The 17,152-nt window shown below is 67.9% G+C and carries 14 protein-coding genes; 2 read left to right on the top strand and 12 right to left on the bottom strand.

The window, feature by feature from the left end; genetic code table 11:
• Window positions 1-103: 103 nt before the first annotated feature.
• Entirely contained in the window at window positions 104-1,111 is a 1,008-nt protein-coding gene (locus AC1DTW_RS10780) for an RluA family pseudouridine synthase (RefSeq protein ID WP_477981083.1), read from the bottom strand.
• A 69-nt stretch (window positions 1,112-1,180) separates the two neighbouring features.
• On the opposite strand from AC1DTW_RS10780, the gene AC1DTW_RS10775 reads away from it, so the two are divergent.
• Window positions 1,181-1,981 (top strand): outer membrane protein assembly factor BamD, encoded by an 801-nt coding sequence (locus AC1DTW_RS10775; RefSeq protein WP_477981081.1) that lies wholly within the window; start codon window positions 1,181-1,183, stop codon window positions 1,979-1,981.
• A 27-nt stretch (window positions 1,982-2,008) separates the two neighbouring features.
• Here AC1DTW_RS10775 and yoaA read toward each other — a convergent pair whose 3' ends face one another.
• Both yoaA and AC1DTW_RS10765 read right to left on the bottom strand, forming a co-directional pair.
• Window positions 2,009-3,985 (bottom strand): DNA repair helicase YoaA, encoded by a 1,977-nt coding sequence (yoaA, locus tag AC1DTW_RS10770; RefSeq protein ID WP_477981080.1) that lies wholly within the window; start codon window positions 3,983-3,985, stop codon window positions 2,009-2,011.
• The gene (locus tag AC1DTW_RS10765; protein ID WP_477981079.1) at window positions 3,982-4,185 is read right to left on the bottom strand and encodes a DUF465 domain-containing protein; all 204 of its coding nucleotides are present in this window, start codon (window positions 4,183-4,185) and stop codon (window positions 3,982-3,984) included. Before AC1DTW_RS10765 ends, yoaA begins: the two co-directional genes overlap by 4 nt.
• A gap of 77 nt (window positions 4,186-4,262) precedes the next feature.
• Between AC1DTW_RS10765 and AC1DTW_RS10760 the strand changes: the two genes are divergently transcribed.
• On the top strand, window positions 4,263-5,030 hold the full coding sequence (locus AC1DTW_RS10760; protein WP_477981078.1) for a PP2C family protein-serine/threonine phosphatase: 768 nt from the start codon (window positions 4,263-4,265) through the stop codon (window positions 5,028-5,030).
• Between the two features lie 28 nt (window positions 5,031-5,058).
• Here AC1DTW_RS10760 and AC1DTW_RS10755 read toward each other — a convergent pair whose 3' ends face one another.
• The 9 genes from AC1DTW_RS10755 to AC1DTW_RS10715 form a co-directional block, all read right to left on the bottom strand.
• Window positions 5,059-5,658, bottom strand: coding sequence for a hypothetical protein (locus AC1DTW_RS10755; protein ID WP_477981077.1), 600 nt, complete (start codon window positions 5,656-5,658; stop codon window positions 5,059-5,061).
• Complete coding sequence (gene zapE / locus AC1DTW_RS10750) at window positions 5,655-6,752, bottom strand: cell division protein ZapE (protein ID WP_477981076.1); 1,098 nt, start codon at window positions 6,750-6,752, stop codon at window positions 5,655-5,657. Before zapE ends, AC1DTW_RS10755 begins: the two co-directional genes overlap by 4 nt.
• 83 nt (window positions 6,753-6,835) lie before the next feature.
• On the bottom strand, window positions 6,836-8,263 hold the full coding sequence (gene lpdA, locus AC1DTW_RS10745; protein ID WP_477981075.1) for a dihydrolipoyl dehydrogenase: 1,428 nt from the start codon (window positions 8,261-8,263) through the stop codon (window positions 6,836-6,838).
• A gap of 14 nt (window positions 8,264-8,277) precedes the next feature.
• Entirely contained in the window at window positions 8,278-9,561 is a 1,284-nt protein-coding gene (gene odhB, locus AC1DTW_RS10740; protein ID WP_477981074.1) for a 2-oxoglutarate dehydrogenase complex dihydrolipoyllysine-residue succinyltransferase, read from the bottom strand.
• 42 nt (window positions 9,562-9,603) lie between these two features.
• Window positions 9,604-12,462 (bottom strand): 2-oxoglutarate dehydrogenase E1 component, encoded by a 2,859-nt coding sequence (locus tag AC1DTW_RS10735; protein WP_477981073.1) that lies wholly within the window; start codon window positions 12,460-12,462, stop codon window positions 9,604-9,606.
• A gap of 214 nt (window positions 12,463-12,676) precedes the next feature.
• Window positions 12,677-13,633: an NAD(P)H-dependent flavin oxidoreductase gene (locus tag AC1DTW_RS10730; RefSeq protein WP_477981072.1), complete on the bottom strand. Its 957-nt coding sequence runs from the start codon at window positions 13,631-13,633 to the stop codon at window positions 12,677-12,679.
• Window positions 13,634-13,665: 32 nt separating this feature from the next.
• Window positions 13,666-15,471 carry an acyl-CoA dehydrogenase gene (locus AC1DTW_RS10725; protein ID WP_477981071.1) on the bottom strand — a complete coding sequence of 602 codons (1,806 nt, stop codon included), beginning with the start codon at window positions 15,469-15,471 and terminating at the stop codon, window positions 13,666-13,668.
• Between the two features lie 78 nt (window positions 15,472-15,549).
• A complete protein-coding gene (locus AC1DTW_RS10720) occupies window positions 15,550-16,485 on the bottom strand; it encodes an electron transfer flavoprotein subunit alpha/FixB family protein (RefSeq protein WP_477981070.1) in 936 nt (311 codons plus the stop codon).
• 1 nt (window position 16,486) lies between these two features.
• A partial coding sequence (locus AC1DTW_RS10715; RefSeq protein WP_477981069.1) for an electron transfer flavoprotein subunit beta/FixA family protein occupies window positions 16,487-17,152 on the bottom strand: 666 nt, incomplete at its 5' end.

Here is a 17,152-nt window from a genome sequence, read left to right as displayed (position 1 = left end):
CACACTCGGTGTGGGCTCGGGGCACCTCGAGGTGCCACCGCGAGGGTCGGCGTCGGAAAGGATTGGGCGCATTGTACCGAACGACCGGCGCGACGTGCGAACGCTATCCGATGTCCACGCCCGCCACGTTGCGCCAAGCCGACGCGAAGTCGGCCGGCGGCGGCGCGTCGAACCAGACGAGCGCGCCGGAAACCGGATGCGCGAAGCCGAGCCGGGTTGCATGCAGCGCCTGGCGCCGCATGCCGAGCGCCGGCTTGCCGCCGTAGACCGCGTCGGCGACCAGCGGGTGCCCACGCGACGCGAGGTGGATGCGGATCTGATGCGTGCGCCCGGTGTGCAGCTTGCAGCGCAGCGCGCTGAAGCCGTCGGCGCGCGCAATCGCCAGGACGTCGGTGCGCGCCGGCTTGCCGGACGCGACGATCGCCATGCGGACGCGCGACTGCGGGTCGCGCGCGAGCGGCGCGTCGATGCTGAATTCGGCCAGACGCACTTCGCCGTGCGCGATCGCGAGGTACTCGCGATGCACCTCGCGCGCCGCGATCGCGCGCGTCAACGCCGTCAGCGCCGGCAGCGTCTTGCCGACGACCATCAGCCCCGAGGTGTCCTTGTCGAGGCGGTGCACGATGCCGGCGCGCGGCAGGCTCGCGGCGGCGCGGTGGTGGGCGAGCAGCGCGTTCAGCAGCGTGCCCGACCAGTTACCCGCCGCCGGGTGGACGACCATGCCGGCCACCTTGTCGACGACAAGCAGGTGCTCGTCCTCGAACACCACCGCGATCGGCAGCGTCTCGGGCCGGAACGCGCGGCTCTCGGCGGTGGGCACCAGGTCGACGGCAATCACCTGTCCGGCCAGCACCTTGCGCGACGCGCTGCCCGCGACGACCCCATCGACGCTGACATGACCCGACTCGATCAGCCCCTGCAGATGATTGCGCGAGAACTCGCCAGCCATCGCGACGACGGCCTTGTCGAGCCGCTGGCCGTGGAGCTGCGCCGGCACCGGTGCCGTGCGTCGCTCGGGCTGTGCGCTCCAGGGCGCATCGAGCTCGGCGTCGTCGACAGCGGCATCGGCACCGGCCGGGTCTTCGGGCGCGGGCGCCGGGGGCTGAACCATATAATCGCGACTCGTTTTCTTGACAGGATGGCGCCGCTCTCGCGGCTCGCCCCAGGCCCGATGATTCAAATGAGTGTGCTGCGACGGCCCCGCGCCATCGCGCTGGCGATGCTGATGGCCGTGCTCGCTGGTTGCGGTACGAACCCGCGTGAGCCCGAGTCGCAGTGGAGCGCCGAGAGATTGTATGCGGAGGCCAAGGAAGAAGCCTCGCAGGGCAACTTCGAGCGCGCCGGCAAGCTCTACGAGCGGCTCGAGGGCCGCGCCTCCGGCACCGCGCTCGCGCAGCAGGCCCAGATCGAGCGCGCCTACATGCTCTACAAGGGCGGTGAGAAAGCGCAGGCGCTGTCGACACTCGAGCGTTTCATCAAGCTGCACCCGACGAGCGCTGCGGTCGACTACGCGCTGTACCTGCAGGGCCTGATCAACTTCAACGACAACCTCGGGTTGCTCGGCAGCCTGGCGCGGCAAGACCTCTCCGAGCGCGACCAGCAGGCCGCGCGCGACTCGTACCAGTCGTTCAAGCAGCTCGTCGACCAGTTCCCGCAGTCGCTCTACGCCGACGATGCGCGCGTGCGCATGAACTACATCGTCAACTCGCTCGCCGCCTACGAGGTGCACGTGGCGCGCTACTACTTCCGACGCGGCGCGTACGTCGCCGCGGCGAACCGGGCGCAGACCGTGGTGGCCGAGTTCCAGCAGTCGCCCTCGGCCCAGGAGGCGCTCTACATCATGTCGGAGAGCTACGACAAGCTCGGCCTGAACGAACTGCGCGACGACGCGAACCGCGTGCTGCTGAAGAACTTCCCGGCGACGACGATCCCGACCGAGGGTCTCGGCTCGGCGAAGCGGGCGTGGTGGCAGCTCTGGTGAGATAGACGGCGGCGCGCGCCGGCCGCCTCAGAACGGCAGCGCCGCGCCGGCCAAGGTGCCCAGCCAGTCTAGCGCCTCGGACTCGCTCGCGACCATCGCCATCGGCGGCAGTGCTTCGCGCAGTCGCTTGCCGTAATTCATGCCCGCCATGCGCGGGTCGCAGACCACCAGCAGGCCGCGATCCGTCTCGCTGCGGATCAGACGCCCGGCACCCTGCTTCAGCGACACCGCGGCCTCGGCGACGAAGTAGTCGGCGAACGGGTTGCGGCCTTCGCCCTCGAGCCGCTTGACGCGGGCCTCGACGAGCGGATCGTTCGGCGGCGGGAACGGCAGCTTGTCGATCAGCACGCATTGCAGCGCGTCGCCGGGCACGTCGATGCCCTCCCAGAAGCTCTGCGAGCCGACCAGCACCGAACGCGGTTGCGCGAGGAACTGTTGCATCAGCTGGCGCTTCGGCATCTGGCCCTGCATCAGCACCTGCAGCGCGTCGCCGTTGGCATCGAACTCGGCGCGCAGGCGTTCGCCGATCGTCTGCAGTGCGCGCAGCGTCGTCGTCAACACGAAGGTGCGCCCACCCAGCGAACGCGCGCAGCGCGATGCCAGCAGCGCGACCGAGGCCGCGTGCTCGGGCTCGTTCGGCTTCGGGAAGCCGCGCGGGATGTACAGGCGCGCGTGCGCCGCATAGTCGAACGGGCTGCCCAGCCGCAAGGTGCGCGCATCGGTCAGGCCGGCCGATTCGGTGAACCACGAGAGCCGCTCGTCGTCGCCGAGCGTGGCCGACGTGAACACCCAGGCCTTTGGCGCCAAGGCCATCTGCTCGCGCAGCGCATCGCGGATGTCCAGCGGCGATTCGACCAGCCGCGCCTGGTGCGGCGAGACATCGATCCAGCGCACGTTGCCGTCCTCGGCCGGCTCGCCGAAGCGCTGCGCGAGCGCGCCGAACTGGCTCGCTCGCTCCATCAGCTTGACGAAGTCGGGCGACATCTCGACGACGACTTTCAGCGCGGCCGCCGCGGCCTCGCAGGTCTGGCGCAGGCCGTCGAGCGCGCTCGTGAAATCGTCCTGCGTGCCGCGCTCGTTCCAGCGCAGCTTGAGCGTGCCGCGCAAATCGCGCAGCCGGCCGGCGGCCGCGATGCGCAGATCGCGCGCTGCCCGATCGCAGGCTGCCGCGAGGTCCTGCCAGGGCTGCAGCCCACGCGCTTGCTGCAGGCCGGCGCCCAGCATGTCGCGCGCGAAATCGATCACCTGCGCGCTGCCCAGCGTCGTGCCGAGGAATTGCACACCGGCCTCGGTCAACTGGTGCGCCTCGTCGAACAGCGCAACCTCGACGCTCGGCAGCAACTCGGCCACGCCGGTATCGCGCAGGCTCATGTCGGCGAAGAACAGGTGGTGGTTCACGACCACCAGGTCGGCGAGCATCGCCTCGCGCCGCGCCTTCACGACATGGCACTGGCGAAACTGCGGGCACTCCTGGCCCAGGCAGTTCTCGCGCGTCGAGGTCACGAGCGGGATCACGCTGCTGCGCTCGTCCAGGCCGTCGAGCTCGGCCAGGTCGCCGCTGACGGTCACGTGCGACCACTGCTCGACCTTCGCGAGCGTGCGCACGGCCCAGCGATCCGGCAGCGTCTCGGCCTGGCGCGCCTGGTTCAGCCGGTGCAGGCACAGGTAGCTGCTGCGCCCCTTGAGCAGCGCAACCGTGACCGGCAGCTTCAGTGCGTCGCGCAGGCGCGGGATGTCGCGCAGGAAGAGCTGATCCTGCAGGCTCTTCGTCGCGGTACTGACGAGCGCACGCGCGCCGCTGAGCAGCGTGGGCACCAGATAGGCGAAGGTCTTGCCGACGCCGGTCCCGGCTTCGGCGACGAGCGCGCTGCGCGTCTCGATCGCCTGCGCGACCCCGAGCGCCATGCGCAGTTGCACGTCACGCTCGACATGGTTGGCGTCGGCCTGCGCGAGCGCCCCGCCGTGCGCGAATGCGGCTGAAACCGCCTCTTCCAGGGGGCTCACGCCGGCTCGGGCGGATCGAGTTCCGCCTCCAACCGCGCGATCTGGTCGCGCAGACGCAGGCGGCGTTTTTTCAGGCGGCGCAGGCTCAGTTCGTCGTCGGACAAGGTCAGCGCGGCCTGGTCGATCAGGTCGTCGAGATCGGCATGCTCGATTCGCAGTTCGATCAGGCGGCGCGGCAGGGAGTGCAGGTTGAGGTCCATGGGCGCGCGCAGTCGATGCGGATTCTGTGCGGAATTGGGCGAGGCGGACGAATGCAATGCGATTATAGTTTTCGACCATGAGCACAGCGACCTTGGGCTACCGCCTCACCGGCACGACCGGCCTGCACCGTGGTGACCGTGCCTACCAGCAAGACCAGGTCGAGATCCTGCAGCACGACCGTGCGCCGGGCTGCCTGATGGCCGTTCTCGCCGACGGCATGGGCGGCAAGAGCGGCGGGCGCAAGGCCGCCGACCAGGTGCTGCTGACCGCGAGCCAGCTTTTCGAACGCTACGCCCCGAGCCGCGACGATGCCGGCGAGGCGCTGAAGCAACTCGTGCTCGAAGCGCATCTGATGATCAAGCTGACGGCGATCACCTCCGAAGAAGAGCCGCACAGCACCGTGGCAGCGTTCATCGTCAGCCCTTCGCGAGGCTGCGACATCATTCATGCCGGCGACTCGCGGGTCTACCACTTCCGCGGCGCCGATCTGGTCAGCCGCACGGTCGATCATTCTTACGTGCAGCGGCTGACCGACGAGGGCCAGATCACCGAAGACGAGGCCAACAGCCACCCGCAGTCAAACCTGCTGACCGGCTGCCTCGGCACGAACGCCGATCCGCCGCTGAGTCACAAGCACGTCGATCAACTCGAGATCGGCGACAGCATCCTTGCCTGCAGCGATGGCCTGTGGCACTACTTCACGCCGCGCGAACTCGGCGCGATCGTGCAGGCGCTGCCGCCGCGCGAAGCGAGCGAGATGCTGGTCAGCAAGGCGCGCCAGCGCGCCCGCGGCGGCGGCGACAACCTGTCGCTCGCGCTGGTGCGCGTCGAAGCGCTCGATTGACCGCCCGGCGCGACGCCGAGCGAAGCTCTCAGCGCGGCGCCGAAGCGCCTTCGGGCACCGGCAACGGCGCGGCCACCTTGCCCTTGGCGGCACGCTGCGCATTGCGGCGTTCGACCGCCTCGCGGTGCGCCCGGGTCTCGCGCTGCCTGGCTTCGAATTTCTGCTGATTGCGCTGCTCGAGCGCTGCTCGGTCCGCGCCCGGCTCGGCGCCACCCGGCAGCCGCGGCGCCACGCTGTCGGATGCGCGCCCCGCGGGAAGCGGCGCCGCCTGCGGCGCACGCCGCACGCGCACTCGCGGCGGCTCGGGCGCCGCATCGCTCGCGCGCGCCTGTTGCGCCTCGGCCTTCTCGGCGATCGCCTTGCGGCGTGCCTCGGCGGTCGCCCGGCGTTTGGCTTCGTCGAGCTGCAACTCGCGCTGGCGCAAGCGGGCCAGCGTCGCGCGGTTCTCGGTGCGCGCGTCCTCCAGGCAGGGCGCGACAAGGAAACGCGTCGCGCACTCGCGCTGCTGCTCGGCGAGCTTCGTGTTCGCCGCCGCTCGTTCGGCCGCGATGCGCTCGTGCTCGGCATCGGCGCGAGCGCCGAGCGACACGCCGCAGAGCAGCGCAAATCCGAGCAGACGAAGGTTCATGTCAGCGAAGTGTCCACATCGCGCCGCGCCAATGCCAGAAACGTCGCCGACTGCATCTCGCGCAAGCGTGATACGGTGCGCGGAAACTCGTGCGCCAGCGGTCCTTCGGTGTACAGACCCTCGGGCTCGGTCTCGGCCGACATGATCAGCTTGACGCGCCGGTCGTACAGCACGTCGACCAGCCAGGTGAAGCGCCGCGCCTCGGACGCCATGCGCGGCGACATCGCCGGCACGCCCGACAACAGCATGGTGTGGAACTGGGTCGCGAGCTCGAGGTAGTCGTTTTGTGAGCGTGGCCCGCCGCACAGCTCCTTGAAATCGAACCAGACGACGCCGCCGGCACGCCGCCGCGCCTGCAACGCGCGGTGCTCGATGTGCAGCAGCGGCGACTCGTCCTTCGCCTCGGCGAGGCGCTCGAACGCAAGTGTCATCGCCGCGTCGGCCGCTTCGCCCAGCGGCGTCTGGTACAGCCCGACCTGCGCGAGCGTGATCTGCCGGTAGTCACTGCCGTTGTCGACATTGACGACCTCCAGCCTGGCCTTCAGCAGCTCGATCGCCGGCAGGATGCGGTCGCGGTGCAGACCATTCGGGTACAGGTCGTCGGGCTTGAAGTTCGAGGTCGTCACGACGCTGACGCGGTTCTCGAACAGTGCCTCGAGCAGCCGGTGCAGGATCATCGCGTCGGTCACGTCCGAGACGTGGAACTCGTCGAAGCAGATCAGGCGATAGCGCCGCGCGATGCGCCGGGCGAGCTCCTGCAGCGGGTTCACGGTGCCCTGCAACTCGGTCAGCTCGCGGTGCACCTCGCGCATGAACTCGTGAAAGTGCAGACGCGTCTTGCGCGTCAGCGGCACGGCGTTGAAGAAGCAGTCCATCAGGAAGCTCTTGCCGCGACCGACGCCGCCGTACATGTAGACGCCGCGCGGGATCGGGGGTCGCGAGATCAGCTTCTTCAGCCCGTTGCCGCGCCGCGCCTTGTAGTCGGCCCACTCGGTCTCGCAGCGCTCGAGCGAGTCGATCGCCCGCAGCTGCGCCGGATCGGCCGTGTAGCCGCGCTCGGAGAGCGTCTGTTCGTACAGCGCGCGGACGCCCACGTCAGGCGCCGCCGGGCCGCCCCAAGGCGCCTGGGCGCCCCCTCGGGGGGCAGGCGCGAAGCGACGTGGGGGTCGTCATGAAACTAGAAATTGAGCGTGCGCTTGTCGACGGCGAGTGCGGCTTCCTTCGTCGCTTCGCTGAGCGACGGGTGGGCATGGCAGATGCGGGCGATGTCTTCCGACGACGCCCTGAACTCCATCGCGACGACTGCCTCGGCGATCAGCTCGGAAACCATCGGCCCGACCATGTGCACGCCGAGGATCTCGTCGGTCTTCGCATCGGCCAGCATCTTGACCATGCCGGTCGTGTCGCCGAGCGCACGCGCGCGACCGTTGGCCATGAACGGGAACGTACCGACCTTGTAGGCGCGGCCGGCAGCCTTCAGCTGCTGTTCGTTCTGGCCGACCCAGGCGATCTCGGGCGAGGTGTAGATCACCCACGGCACGGTGTTGAAGTCGACGAGAGGGTGCTGGCCGGCGATGCGCTCAGCGACCGCGACGCCCTCTTCCTCGGCCTTGTGCGCAAGCATCGGGCCGCGCACGACGTCGCCGATGGCCCAGACGTTGGGCAGGTTGGTCTTGCAGTCGTCGTCGACCGCGACGAAGCCGCGCTCGTCGAGCTTCAGCCCGACGGCTTCGGCGTTCAGCCCGGTCGTGTTCGGCACGCGGCCGATCGAGACGATCAGCTTCTCGCAGTCGAGCTTCTGCTCCTTGCCGGCCGCATCGGTGTAGGCGACGCTGACGCCGCCCTTGACCGACTTCACCTCGCTGATCTTCACGCCGAGCTGGACCTTCAGCCCCTGCTTGGTCAGTGCCTTGTGCGCCTCTTTCGCGATCTGCTCGTCGACCGCGCCAAGGAACGTCGGCAGTGCTTCGAGCACCGTCACGTCGGCACCGAGGCGGCGCCAAACCGAGCCCATCTCGAGCCCGATCACGCCCGAGCCGACGACGCCGAGCGTCTTCGGCACCGACGGGATGCGCAGTGCGCCGTCGTTCGACAGAATGGTCTCTTCGTCGAAGGCCGCACCGGGCAACGCCCGTGCGTTCGAGCCGGTCGCGATGATCACGTGCTTGGCGGTCAGATCGTCCGGCTTGTCGCCTGCGACCGCGATCTCGTAGCCGCCCGCGCCGGCCTTCGTGAACGAGGCGCGGCCATGGAAGAACGTGACCTTGTTCTTCTTGAACAGGTACAGGATGCCGTCGTTGTTCTGCTTCACGACGGCGGCCCTGCGGCCGTGCATCTTCGCGACGTCGATCGACAGCTTGCCGACACCGATGCCGTGATCGGCGAAGCTGTGGCCCGCGTGCTCGAAGTGCTCGCTCGACTGCAGCAACGCCTTCGACGGGATGCACCCGATGTTCGTGCAGGTGCCGCCCGGCGCAGGGCCGCCCTTGTCGTTCTTCCATTCGTCGATGCACGCGGTGTTGAAACCGAGTTGCGCGGCCCGGATGGCCGCGACGTAGCCACCGGGGCCCCCGCCGATGACGACGACGTCAAATGCTTTGCTCATGCGAACCTCGGATGTCAGATGTCGAAGAGAAGGCGCGAAGGATCTTCCAGCGCTTCCTTCATGGCGACCAGGCCCAGCACGGCTTCGCGGCCGTCGATGATGCGGTGGTCGTAGGACATCGCGAGGTAGTTCATCGGGCGCACGACGATCTGGCCGTTCTCGACGACAGCCCGGTCTTTCGTCGCATGCACGCCGAGGATCGCCGACTGCGGCGGGTTGATGATCGGCGTCGACAGCATCGAGCCGAAGGTGCCGCCGTTGCTGATCGAGAAGGTGCCGCCGGTGAGGTCGTCGAGCGAGAGCTTGCCCTCGCCGGCCTTCTTGGCGAACTCGGCGATCTTCTTCTCGATGTCGGCGAAGCTCATCTGGTCGGCGTTGCGCAGGATCGGCACAACCAAGCCGCGTGGCGAGCCGACCGCGATGCCGATGTCGAAGTAGCCGTGGTAGACGATGTCGTTGCCGTCGACCGACGCGTTGATGACCGGGTATTTCTTCAGCGCGGCGACGGCGGCCTTCACGAAGAAGCTCATGAAGCCGATCTTGACGCCATGCTCCTTCTCGAACCGCTCCTGGAAGCGCTTGCGCATCTCCATCAGCGGCGCCATGTTCACTTCGTTGAAGGTCGTCAGGATCGCGTTCGTCGACTGCGACTGGATCAGCCGCTCGGCGATGCGTGCGCGCAGCCGGCTCATCGGCACGCGCTGCTCCGGGCGGTCGCCCAGCGACGGCGCCGGCGGCGCGGCGACGCTCGGCAACGCGGCCTTCGGGGCCGGCGCGGGCGCCATCACCGGCGGGGTCAGTGCGACCGGCTTCGCGCTGCCTTCCATCGAGGCCAGCACATCGCCCTTGGTCACGCGGCCGTCCTTGCCGGTGCCCGGGACGGAGCCCGCGGGGATGCGGTTGTCGGCCATGATCTTCGCCGCGGCCGGCATCGCCGGCGCGGCGTTGGCCGCGACGGCGTCGGGCGTCGGCGCCGGCACGACGCCGGGCGTGGCACCCGGCGCGGGTTGCCCCTGCGGCACCGGCTTCACGTCGAGCGGGCTGACCGCTTCGACGCCTTCGGTGTCGATCTTCGCGATGACTTCTTCGGCGACACAGCTCTCGCCGTCGTTCTTGACGAGCTGCGCGATCACGCCGGCCGCCGGGGCAGGCACCTCGAGCACGACCTTGTCGGTCTCGATCTCGACCAGGATCTCATCCATCTCGACCCGTTCGCCGGGCCGCTTCTTCCACTGCAGCAGCGTCGCTTCGGCGACGGATTCGGACAGCTGCGGACACTTGACTTCTACGATTGCCATTTTGTTTGCTCGGTATCTTTTTGAGGTGCGTCGGTCCGCGCGTTACTTGGTGAGCACGAAGCCCTTGAGCTTGCCGTAGGCCTGCTCGAGCAGCGCCTTTTGCTGCTCGAGGTGCAGGTGGGCGTAGCCGACCGCGGGCGACGCCGAAGCCGGGCGCCCCGCATATCCGAGCTTCTGGCCGTCGACCATGTTCTCGTGGATGTAGTGCTGCACGAAGAACCAGGCACCCTGGTTCTGCGGCTCGTCCTGGCACCAGACGACCTCGCTGAGATTCGGATACTTCTTGATCTCGGCCGCGAACGCCTTGTGCGGGAACGGATACAGTTGCTCGACGCGAATCACGGCCACGTCGCCGTTCTTGCGCTCGGCGCGCGCCTTGACGAGGTCGTAGTAGACCTTGCCCGAGCAGCAGATCACGCGCTTGACCTTGTCCGGCTGCACGTCGGTGCTGACCTCGCCGATCACGGTCTTGAACTCGCCCTTCGTGAAGTCGGTGAGCGGCGAGGTCGCGTCCTTCGCGCGCAGCAGCGATTTCGGCGTCATGATGATCAGCGGCTTGCGGAACATGCGCACCATCTGGCGTCGCAACACATGGAAGATCTGGCTCGCCGAGGTCGGCTGCACGATCTGCATGTTGTTGTCGGCTGCGAGCTGCATGAAGCGCTCGAGGCGCGCCGACGAGTGCTCCGGCCCCTGGCCTTCGTAACCGTGCGGCAGCATCAGCGTGATGCCGTTCGCGCGACCCCACTTGACCTCGCCCGACGCGATGAACTGGTCGATCACCACCTGCGCGCCGTTGACGAAGTCGCCGAACTGCGCCTCCCAGATCACCAGCGTGTTCGGCTCGGCGGAGGCGTAGCCGTATTCGAAGCCGAGCACCGCTTCTTCGGAGAGCAGCGAGTCGATCACGACGAACGGTGCCTGGCCGTCGGCGACGTGTTCGAGCGGCGTGTAGGTGCCAACGTCCCACTTCTCGCGGTTCTGGTCGTGCAGCACCGCGTGGCGGTGCGTGAAGGTGCCGCGGCCGCTGTCTTCGCCCGACAGGCGCAGCGCATAGCCGCTCGCCACCAGCGAGGCGAACGCGAGGTGCTCGCCCATGCCCCAGTCGACATTGATCTCGCCGCGGCCCATCGCGGCCCGATCGGCCAGCACCTTCTCGACCAGCGTGTGGACCTTGAAGTTCGGCGGCACGGTCGTGATGCGCTCGGCCAGGCGCTTGATCTCCGACAGCGGCAGCGCGGTGTCGGCCGCGTCGGTCCACTTCTTGCCGAGGAACGGCGCCCAGTCGACCGCGTATTTGCTCTTGTAGTTCGTCAGCACCGGGTCGTAGGTGTTCTTGCCGGCATCCATCGCGGCGCGCAGCGCCTTGACCATCGCATCGGGGCCATCGGCCGGCAGCACGCCCTGCACGATCAGCTTCTCGCCGTAGAGCTTGCGCGTGCCGGGGTGCTGGGCGATCTTCTTGTACATCAGCGGCTGCGTCAGCGCCGGCGTGTCCTGCTCGTTGTGACCGAGCTTGCGGAAGCAGACGATGTCGACGACCACGTCCTTCTTGAATTCCTGCCGGTAGTCGAGCGCGAGCTGCGTGCACAGCACGACCGCCTCGGGGTCGTCGCCGTTCACATGCAACACCGGCGCCTCGATCATCTTGACGACGTCGGTGCAGTACAGCGTCGAGCGCGAGTCGCGCGGGTCGCTGGTCGTGAAGCCGATCTGGTTGTTGATGACGACGTGCACCGTGCCGCCGGTGTAGTAGCCGCGTGTCTGCGCCAGCGCCAGCGTTTCCATCACGACGCCCTGGCCCGCGAACGCCGCGTCGCCGTGGACGATGATCGGCAGCACCGAGTCGCCTTCCTTGTCGCCGCGGCGATCGAGGCGCGCCTTGACCGAGCCTTCGACGACCGGGTTGACGATCTCGAGGTGCGAGGGATTGAACGCCAGGCTCAGGTGGACCGGGCCACCGCTGGTCGTGATGTCGCTCGAGAAGCCCTGGTGGTACTTCACGTCGCCCGACGGCAACGCTTCGGGCGCCGTGTGGTCGAACTCGGCGAACAGGTCCTTGGGCATCTTGCCCAGCGTGTTCACGAGCACGTTCAGGCGGCCGCGGTGCGCCATGCCGATCACGATCTCCTGCACGCCCTTCGCGCCGGCGCGCTGCACCAGCTCGTCCATCGACGCGATGAAGCTCTCGCCGCCCTCGAGCGAGAAGCGCTTCTGGCCGACGTACTTGGTGTGCAGGTAGCGCTCGAGACCTTCGGCAGCGGTCAGGCGGTCGAGGATGTGCTTCTTCTGCTCGGCATTGAAGCTGGGCTTCGAGCGGATCGATTCGAGCCGTTCCTGCCACCAGCGCTTCTCGGTCGGCTCGGTCACGTGCATGTACTCGGTGCCGATCGAGCCGCAGTAGGTCTCGCGCAGCGCCTGCACGATCTCGCGCAGCGTCATGCTCTCGGCGGTCGAGAAGTAGGTGTTCGTGGCGCTGAACGCGATGTCCATGTCGGACTCGGACAGGTCGTAGAACGCCGGCTCGAGCTCGGGGATCTTCGGGCGCTCCTGGCGCTTCAGCGGGTCGAGGTCGGCCCATCGCGAACCGAGGAACCGGTACGCGGCGATCAGCGACTGAACGTGGACCTGCTTGCGCGCGATCGCCAGGTCGGTGCTCGAGGCCTTGCTGCCGAAGGTGCCCGCCTTGGCGCGCTGCGCGAAGGATTCGACGACCGGCGCGTGGGCCACGTCACGGCTGTTGGAGCCATCGACGGCCGGCACGTGCTGCAGCGCGTCGAAGTACTTGCGCCAGTTGTCCGGCACCGAGCCCGGGTTGTCGAGGTAGGCCTCGTACATCTCTTCGACGTACGGCGCATTGCCGCCGAACAGGTACGAGTTCGACCTGGATTCCTGCATCATTTCGCTCACCTTTCGCACCGGTTTCCGGCGCTGTAGTGGGTTGGAAAACCTTCCGCGACGCGGCTAGACCACTGGGCGGAGAAGCGACCCGCCTTGACCCAAAGCGTCAAGGGGACGGGAAGGAGCTGTTAAGTTCAAGCGCGCGACTTTACCACCGCACGTTGTCGAGGACCTGAACGCCACGCGGCTTACATGCGGCCGTGGCGCGGTGATGTCAAGCGCAAGCGACGCGTTGCCGCGCGGACTGGTATTCGCGTGTCAGCCGAGCGATCAGCTCGGCCGCGGGCTGCACGCTCTTGATCGCGCCGATGCCCTGCCCACAGCCCCAGACGTCCTTCCAGGCCTTGGCCGAACCGGCGCCGCCGAAGTTCATCTTGCTCGGGTCGCTCTCGGGCAGGTTGTCGGGATCCAGGCCGGACGCTCGAATCGAGCCCTTCAGGTAGTTGCCGTGGACCCCGGTGAAGAGGTTGCTGTAGACGATGTCGTCGCTGCTGCTGTCGACGATCATCTGCTTGTAGCCCTCGACGGCGCGCGCTTCATCGGTCGCGACGAAGGCCGAGCCGATGTAGGCGAAGTCCGCGCCCATCGCCTGTGCCGCCAGCACCGCGCCGCCGCTCGCGATCGAACCGCTCAGCGCGACCGGCCCGTCGAACCACTCGCGGATCTCCTGGATCAGCGCGAACGGGCTCTTCACGCCCGCATGGCCACCGGCACCCGCGGCGACCGCGATCAAGCCGTCGGCGCCCTTCTCGATCGCCTTCTTCGCGAAGAAGTTGTTGATGACGTCGTGCAGCACGACGCCGCCCCAGGCGTGCACCGCGTCGTTGACGTCGGTGCGCGCACCGAGCGAGGTGATCACGATCGGCACCCTGTACTTCGCGCACATCGCGATGTCGTGGTCGAGCCGGTCGTTGCTCTTGTGCACGATCTGGTTGATCGCGAATGGCGCGGCCGGCCGATCGGGGTTCGCGAGGTTGTAGGCCGCGAGCGTCTCGGTGATCTCGGCGAGCCAGTCGTCGAGCTGCTCGGCCGGGCGCGCATTGAGCGCCGGCATCGAACCGACGACACCGGCCTTGCACTGCGCGATCACGAGCTTCGGGTTGCTGATGATGAACAGCGGCGCGCCGATGATGGGCAGCGGCAGCGTGGCGAGAACTCCGGGAAGGCGCATGGGGGCTTTCGGTTCGTCGAGGGAGATGAAGATCAGAACGAGTCGAGCGCCAGCGCGGTGACGCTGTCACCGCCTTCGACGATCGAACCGCGCAGCCCCGGCACCTTGTTCAGCAGGTGCTCGGCGTAGAAATGCGCGGTCGCGACCTTGGCCTTCAGGAACGCCGCATCGCCCGCGCCGGTGCCCGCCGCTGGCGCGAGCTGGTCTTCGGCGACAAGCAGCGCGCGCGCCATCTGCCAGCCGGCGACGACATTGCCGGCAAGCATCAGATAAGGCACCGAGCCTGCGAACACCGCATTCGGGCTCGCCTTGGTGTTGCCGGCGACGAAGTCGACGACCTGCTCGAAGGCCTCGCGCGCCGCACGCAAGTGCTTGTGCATGGACTTCGCCGCGACGCTGTCGTGCGTCGCGAGTTCGTCCTCGGTGCGCTTGATTTGCGCGGCGATCGCCTTCGGGGTGCGGCCGCCGTCGCGCGCGGTCTTGCGGCCGACCAGGTCGTTCGCCTGGATCGCGGTCGTGCCCTCGTAGATCGGCAGGATGCGCGAATCGCGCAGGTACTGCGCGGCGCCGGCTTCTTCGATGAAACCCATGCCGCCGTGCACCTGCACGCCCAGGCTCGCGACCTCGACGCTCATCTCGGTGCTGTAGCCCTTCACGAGCGGCACCATGAATTCGTAGAAGGCCTGGTTCTGTCGGCGGACCTCGGCATCGGGATGATGGTGCGACGCATCGAAGGCCGCGGCCGCGGTGATCGCCATCGCGCGGCAGCCTTCGGTGTAGGCGCGCATCGTCATCAGCATGCGGCGCACGTCCGGGTGCCGAATGATCGGTCCGCTGCCCGGCAGCGAACCGTCGACCGGGCGCGATTGCACCCGCTCCTTCGCGAATGCCGCGGCCTTCTGGTAGGCGCGCTCGGCCACCGCGATGCCCTGCATGCCGACCGCATAGCGCGCCGCGTTCATCATGATGAACATGTATTCGAGGCCGCGGTTCTCTTCGCCGATCAACCTGCCGACGGCGCCGCCATGGTCACCGAACTGCAACACCGCAGTGGGGCTCGCCTTGATGCCGAGCTTATGCTCGATGCTGACGCAGTGCGCGTCGTTGCGCGCGCCCAGCGAACCGTCGGCATTGACGATGAACTTCGGCACGATGAACAGGCTGATGCCCTTCACGCCTTCGGGCGCGCCGGCGACGCGTGCGAGCACGAGGTGGACGATGTTGCTCGCCATGTCGTGCTCGCCGTAGGTGATGAAGATCTTCGTGCCGAAGAGCTTGAACGTGCCGTCCGGCTGCGGCTCGGCGCGCGTACGTACCTGCGCGAGATCGGAGCCCGCCTGCGGCTCGGTCAGGTTCATCGTGCCGGTCCACTCGCCGGAGATCATCTTCGGCAGGTAGAGCTGCTGCTGCTCGGGTGTGCCGGCGGTCAGCAGCGCTTCGATCGCGCCATCGGTCAGCAGCGGGCACAACGCGAAGCTGAGGTTGGCGCTGTTGAGCATCTCGATGCAGGCCGCACCGATCGTCTTCGGCAGGTTCTGGCCGCCGAAGTCGCTCGGATGCTGCAGGCCCTGCCAGCCGCCCTCGCCGAATTGCCGAAAGGCCTGCTTGAAGCCCGGCGTCGTCGTGACGACGCCGTCACGCCAGCTGGACGGGTTCTTGTCGCCCTCGACATTCAGCGGCGCGATCACGCCCTCGTTGAACTTCGCGCACTCCTCGAGCACAGCGCGCGCGGTCTCGACGCCGGCGTCCTCGAAGCCGGGAAGCTTCGCGATCTCTTCGAGGCCGGCAAGCTCCTTCATGCAGAACAGCATGTCGTTGACGGGGGCGCGGTAGCTCATGTCTTGTCTCCGGATGGAAAGAGGGCGCGTCAACCTGCGTTGCGCGCCCTTGGATTCGTCGTGTCGGCGACGCGCCGGTCAGCCGAGCGCCTTCACCAATTCGGGCACGGCCGTGAACAGATCGGCCTCGAGCCCGTAGTCGGCCACCGAGAAGATCGGTGCCTCCGGGTCCTTGTTGATCGCGACGATGACCTTGCTGTCCTTCATGCCGGCCAGGTGCTGGATCGCGCCGCTGATGCCGGCGGCGATGTAGAGCTGCGGCGCGACGATCTTGCCGGTCTGTCCGACCTGCCAGTCGTTCGGCGCGTAGCCTGCGTCGACCGCGGCGCGGCTCGCGCCGAGCGCGGCACCGAGCTTGTCGGCCAGCGGCGTCAGCACCTCGTTGAACTTCTCGCTGCTGCCCATCGCGCGGCCGCCCGAGACGATGATCTTCGCGGCGGTCAGCTCGGGCCGGTCGTTCTTCGCGATCTCGCTGCCGACGAAGGTCGACTTGCCCGAGTCGGGCGTTGCCGCGACGCTTTCGACCGCGGCCGAACCGCCGCTCGCCGCGGCCGGATCGAAGCCGGTCGTGCGCACCGTGATGACCTTGATCGCATCCAGGCTCTGCACCGTCGCGATCGCGTTGCCGGCGTAGATCGGGCGCTCGAAGGTGTCGGCGCTGTCGACCTTGGTGATGTCGGAGATCTGGCCGACATCGAGCTTGGCAGCCACCCGCGGCGCGACGTTCTTGCCCGCGGCGGTGGCCGGGAACAGGATGTGGCTGTAGTCCTTTGCGAGCGTCAGAACCTGCGCCGCGACGTTCTCGGCGAGGCCGTGCGCGAACTGTTCACCATCAGCGTGCAGCACCTTGCTCACACCGGCGATCTGCGCGGCAGCTTTGGCCGCAGCGCTCGCGTTCGCCCCGGCAACCAGCACGTGCACATCACCGCCGCATTTGAGCGCGGCGGTCACGGTGTTCAGCGTGGCGCCCTTGATCGACGCGTGGTCGTGTTCCGCAATAACGAGTGCAGCCATCTCAGATCACCTTTGCGTCGTTCTTGAGCTTCGAGACCAGCGTCGCCACATCCGGCACCTTGATGCCGGCGCTGCGCTTGGGCGGCTCGCTGACCTTCAGTGTCTTCAGGTGCGCCTTGATGTCGACGCCCAGGTCGGCGGGCTTGAGCACCTCGAGCGTCTTCTTCTTCGCCTTCATGATGTTGGGCAGCGTGACGTAGCGCGGCTCGTTCAGCCGCAGGTCGGTCGTGATGATCGCGGGCAGGGTCAGCTTCAGGGTCTCGGCGCCGCCGTCGACTTCGCGCGTGACGCTCACCGAGTCGGCCGTGAGCTCGACCTTCGAGGCGAAGGTGGCCTGCGGCAGGTCACACAGCGCGGCGAGCATCTGGCCGGTCTGGTTGCAGTCGTCGTCGATCGCCTGCTTGCCCAGGATCACGAGGCCCGGCTGCTCCTTGTCGACGAGCGCCTTCAGCAGTTTGGCAACTGCGAGCGGCTGCAGCTCGTCGGCAGTCTCGACCAGGATCGCGCGGTCGGCGCCGATCGCCATCGCGGTGCGCAGCGTCTCCTGGCATTGCGTGACGCCGCACGAGACGGCGATCACCTCGGTCACGATGCCCTTCTCTTTCAGCCGCACGGCCTCTTCGACGGCGATCTCGTCGAACGGGTTCATGCTCATCTTGACGTTGGC

Source organism: Rhizobacter sp. P5_A1, from assembly GCF_056400745.1.
Note: the sequence above shows the minus strand (reverse complement) of the source record. Positions and strands in the feature narration are given on the sequence as shown.

Coding starts and splice junctions, on each gene's coding strand:
- AC1DTW_RS10780 (WP_477981083.1), bottom strand. CDS start 1,111: ATGGTTCAGCCCCCGGCGCCCGCGCCCGAAGACCCGGCCGGTGCCGAT.
- AC1DTW_RS10775 (WP_477981081.1), top strand. CDS start 1,181: ATGAGTGTGCTGCGACGGCCCCGCGCCATCGCGCTGGCGATGCTGATG.
- AC1DTW_RS10765 (WP_477981079.1), bottom strand. CDS start 4,185: ATGGACCTCAACCTGCACTCCCTGCCGCGCCGCCTGATCGAACTGCGA.
- AC1DTW_RS10760 (WP_477981078.1), top strand. CDS start 4,263: ATGAGCACAGCGACCTTGGGCTACCGCCTCACCGGCACGACCGGCCTG.
- AC1DTW_RS10755 (WP_477981077.1), bottom strand. CDS start 5,658: ATGAACCTTCGTCTGCTCGGATTTGCGCTGCTCTGCGGCGTGTCGCTC.
- lpdA (WP_477981075.1), bottom strand. CDS start 8,263: ATGAGCAAAGCATTTGACGTCGTCGTCATCGGCGGGGGCCCCGGTGGC.
- odhB (WP_477981074.1), bottom strand. CDS start 9,561: ATGGCAATCGTAGAAGTCAAGTGTCCGCAGCTGTCCGAATCCGTCGCC.
- AC1DTW_RS10735 (WP_477981073.1), bottom strand. CDS start 12,462: ATGATGCAGGAATCCAGGTCGAACTCGTACCTGTTCGGCGGCAATGCG.
- AC1DTW_RS10730 (WP_477981072.1), bottom strand. CDS start 13,633: ATGCGCCTTCCCGGAGTTCTCGCCACGCTGCCGCTGCCCATCATCGGC.
- AC1DTW_RS10725 (WP_477981071.1), bottom strand. CDS start 15,471: ATGAGCTACCGCGCCCCCGTCAACGACATGCTGTTCTGCATGAAGGAG.
- AC1DTW_RS10720 (WP_477981070.1), bottom strand. CDS start 16,485: ATGGCTGCACTCGTTATTGCGGAACACGACCACGCGTCGATCAAGGGC.